This is a genomic window from Streptomyces sp. NEAU-W12, assembly GCF_026242095.1.
GTDB lineage: Bacteria > Actinomycetota > Actinomycetes > Streptomycetales > Streptomycetaceae > Streptomyces.
The window spans coordinates 1-3,183 of the sequence record NZ_JAPJDM010000077.1 but is presented as its reverse complement, the minus strand read 5'-3'; the positions used below and the strand labels follow the sequence as shown (position 1 = coordinate 3,183).

General features: G+C 72.1%; 1 protein-coding gene. It reads left to right on the top strand.

Translation table 11 applies throughout. The annotated features are described in order from the left end of the window. Positions 1-16 precede the first annotated feature (16 nt). On the top strand, positions 17-3,183 hold a 3,167-nt coding region (locus tag ORI94_RS35060; protein WP_266083144.1), incomplete at its 3' end, for an SDR family NAD(P)-dependent oxidoreductase.

The following is a 3,183-nucleotide window of genomic DNA, read 5'->3' as shown; positions in this document are numbered from 1 at the left end:
GGACGCGTGTGCGCTGGTGGCTGCGCGTGGCCGGCTGATGCAGGCGTTGCCGGCCGGTGGTGCGATGGTGGCGGTCGAGGCGACGGAGGGGGAGGTGCTGGCGCATCTGGCGGGTGAGGTGTCGGTGGCGGCTGTCAACGGGCCGTCGTCGGTGGTGGTTTCGGGTGCCGAGGCCGCGGTGGAGGCCGTGGCGGGGGTGTTCCGTGAGCGGGGTCGTCGTACGTCCCGGCTGCGGGTGTCGCATGCCTTCCACTCGCCGCTGATGGAGCCGATGCTGGAGGAGTTCCGCACGGTCGCCGAGGGATTGTCCTACGGCGAGCCGCTGCTGCCCGTCGTCTCCAACGTGACCGGCCGCATCGCCGCACCCGGCGAACTCACCACGCCCGCCTACTGGGTGACCCACGTCCGCGAGGCCGTACGCTTCGCCGACGGAGTTCACGCACTGCGTGCCGCCGGGGTGGGCCGGTACGTCGAGGTCGGCCCCGAAGCGGTGCTGACCGGCATGGCCCGTACCTGTCTCGACGACACCGGTGTCCTGCTGGTGCCGGTCGCCCGCAAGAGCCGGGACGAGGCCGACGCCCTGCTCACCGCCCTCGGTCACCTGCACAGCGACGGCGCTTTTGTCGACTGGGCCGCGTACTTCGCCGGCACCGGCGCACGCACCGTCGACCTGCCGACCTACGCCTTCCAGCGGCAGCGCTACTGGCTGCACGCCACGGACGGCGCCACCGCGGCCCCCGCCGGCGCCGGCCTGGACGCGTCCGATCACCCGTTGCTGGGTGCGGTGGTGGCGCTGCCGGACTCGGGTGGTGTGGTGCTGACGGGCAGGCTGTCGGTTCAGGCGCAGCCGTGGCTGGCCGATCACGTGGTCCTGGGCCGCACCCTGCTGCCCGGCGCCGTACTGGTCGAACTGTCCCTGACGGCCGGCGAGGCCGTGGGCTGCGCGACGCTGGAGGAACTGGCGCTGGCAGCACCGCTGGTGCTGCCCGAACAGGGCGGCGTCCAGGTGCGCGTGGTGGTCGGCCCGGAGAACGGCGGACGCCGTACGGTCGCCGTCTACTCGCGCTCCGAGGGTGCCGCGCAGGACTGGACAACCCATGCCTCCGGGTTCCTGGTGGAGGGTGTGGCGTCGGCGGAGTTCGATCTGGTGCAGTGGCCTCCGGTGGGTGCGGAGGTGGTGCCGGTGGAGGGTGCGTACGAGGTCTTCCGTGAGCGTGGTTACGGTTACGGTCCGGTGTTCCAGGGGCTGCGTGCGGCGTGGCGTCGGGGTGAGGAGTTGTTCGCCGAGGTCGCTCTGCCGCAGGAGTCGGTGGGTGAGGCCGGTGGGTTCGGTCTGCATCCGGCGTTGCTGGACGCGTCGATGCATGCGGCGATCCTGAACGACGGTGAGGGTGAGACGGTGATTCCGTTCGCCTGGAGCGGCGTGCGTCTGCACGCGGTCGGCGCCGCCGCCGTCCGCGTCCGCATCGACAGGTCCGACGACGGCGGAATGCGGATCGCGGTCGCCGATGTGTCGGGTGCGCCTGTGATGTCGGTCGGGTCCATGGCGGGCCGGCCGGTGTCGGCGGATCAGTTGGGCACGGCGTCCGGTGACGCGGGTGCGTTGTACGGCATCGAGTGGGTGCCGGGGATTGCCGGTGCCGCCGGTGCGGCGTGGACGCCGTGGCAAGAGGTGGCGGAGGACGGCGACGTGCCGGGCACGGTGGTTCTGGACTGCGGTGTCGATGCTTCTTCGCTTGCCGACGGTGTTGATGTGCCGGTGGGTGTGCGGTCGGTGGTGCACCGGGTGTTGGGGGTGGTGCGGGAGTGGCTGGCCGGTGAGCGGTTTGCCGGTTCGCGTCTGGTGGTGGTGACGCGGGGTGCGGTTCCGGTCGGTTCGGCCGGTGATGTGGTGCAGGCTCCGGTGTGGGGTCTGGTGCGTGCGGCGCTGTCGGAGAATCCGGGCCGTTTCGCTCTGGCCGATGTCGACGGTGGCACCGGCGCGGACACCGATGTGGATGTGGCGGTGGCGGCCGTGGTCGCCGGTGAGTCGGAGGTGGCGGTGCGTGGGGGTGCGGTGCTGGTGCCGCGTCTGACCCGTCTGCCGTCGTCCGAGTCGGGGGACGGGCCGGGCACGGACCGTACGGTCCCGGCGCTGGACGGCGCCGGTGCGGTACTGATCACGGGTGGTACCGGTGGTCTGGGTGCGGTGGTCGCCCGTTATCTGGTGGCCGAGCGCGGGGTGCGGGACCTGGTCCTGACGTCCCGGCGCGGGCCCGGTGCTCCCGGCGCCACCGAACTCGCCGAAGAGCTGCACGGGATGGGAGCCCGTGTCGACATCGTCGCCTGTGACGTGTCGGACCGTGAGGCGGTTCATGCCCTGGTCACGTCGCTTGTGGCGGAGCGTGGTCTGCTGGCGGTCGTCCATGCCGCCGGTGTGGGTGACAACGGTCTGGTGGGTGCGTTGTCGCCGGAGCGGGTGGATGGTGTTCTGGCTCCGAAGGCGGATGCCGCGTGGTGGCTGCACGAGGCCACGCGTGGGTTGGATCTGGCCGCGTTCGTGTTGTTCTCGTCGGCCGGTGGTCTGGTGCTGACGGCGGGTCAGGGCAATTATGCTGCGGCGAATGTGTTCCTGGACGCGTTGGCGGCGCGTCGGCGGGCCGAGGGTCTGCCGGCGACGTCGATGGCGTACGGGTTCTGGGACGTGGGTGCCGGGCTTGGCCGGTATCTGGGTGAGGTGGACCGTCGGCGGATGGCGTCGCAGGGTCTGCCGGTGCTCTCCCACGAGGCCGGGCTGGAGCTGTTCGCGGCCGGACTGGACCGCGGTGAGGCCACGGTCGTTCCGCTGCGGGTCGACACCGCCGCCCTGCGCGCCCGGACCGACGAGGTCCCCGCCCTGCTCCGCGCCCTCGCCCCGACCACGCGCCGGACCACCGCCGCAGCGACCACCGGCACCCCGGTCGGCGGTCTCGCGGACCGGCTGGCCGGGCTGTCCGCCGGTGAACGGCACCGCACGGTACTGCAGTTGGTGCGCTCGCAGGTGGCGGCCGTGCTGGGGCACGGTTCGGCCGAGGCGATCGGACCCGACCGGGCCTTCCAGGAGCTGGGCTTCGACTCGCTCGCCGCGACCGAACTGCGCAACCAGCTCAACAACCTCACCGGACTCAGGCTCCCCGCCACCCTGGTCTTCGACCACCCCAACGC